The organism is Sphingobium sp. BHU LFT2 (genome assembly GCF_018604485.1).
Classification (GTDB): domain Bacteria; phylum Pseudomonadota; class Alphaproteobacteria; order Sphingomonadales; family Sphingomonadaceae; genus Sphingobium; species Sphingobium yanoikuyae_A.
The window spans coordinates 1-581 of the sequence record NZ_JAFCGW010000085.1 but is presented as its reverse complement, the minus strand read 5'-3'; the positions used below and the strand labels follow the sequence as shown (position 1 = coordinate 581).

At 63.7% G+C, this 581-nt stretch carries 1 protein-coding gene; it reads left to right on the top strand.

From position 1 onward, the window contains the following. A partial coding sequence (locus tag JQK15_RS26580) for a transposase (RefSeq protein WP_214869676.1) occupies nucleotides 1-571 on the top strand: 571 nt, incomplete at its 5' end. Between the last annotated feature and the right edge of the window lie 10 nt (nucleotides 572-581).

Genomic DNA, 581 nt, shown 5'->3' with positions numbered 1-581 from the left:
ATGCTTCGAAGCGTTGGTGGACGATCTGCGCGCCGTGCTGCGTCTGGCGGCAGGTCGCACCGCTGAACCCAGCGCGGCCATCATCGACAGCCGGACGCTGCGGTCCACGCCCGAGAGCGGCGAGCGGGCCGGCTATGATGGCGGCAAACGCAAGAAGGGATCGAAGCTGCACATGGCGGTCGATACGCTGGGTCACCTGCTCGCGCTGCATGTGACACCGGCCAGTGCCGAGGATCGTGGCGAAGTCGAACGGCTCGCGCGGACCATGCAGACCGTCACCGGCGACAATGTCGATATTGCCTATGTCGATCAGGGTTATACCGGCGCGCGGGCTGCCAATGCAGCGGCGGCTCACGGCATCACGCTGGAAGTCATCAAGCTGCCCGAGGCGAAGCGGGGCTTCGTTTTCCTGCCCCGCCGATGGGTCGTCGAACGATCATTCGCATCAACCCGATTTCGCCGCCTCGTCAAGGACTACGAGCGATACGCCCAAACACTCGCCGGACTGCATGTCGTCGCGTTCGCTTGCATCATGATGAAGCAAGCTGCTGCCATCGCCGCCGGTTCATAACAGCCTCTAG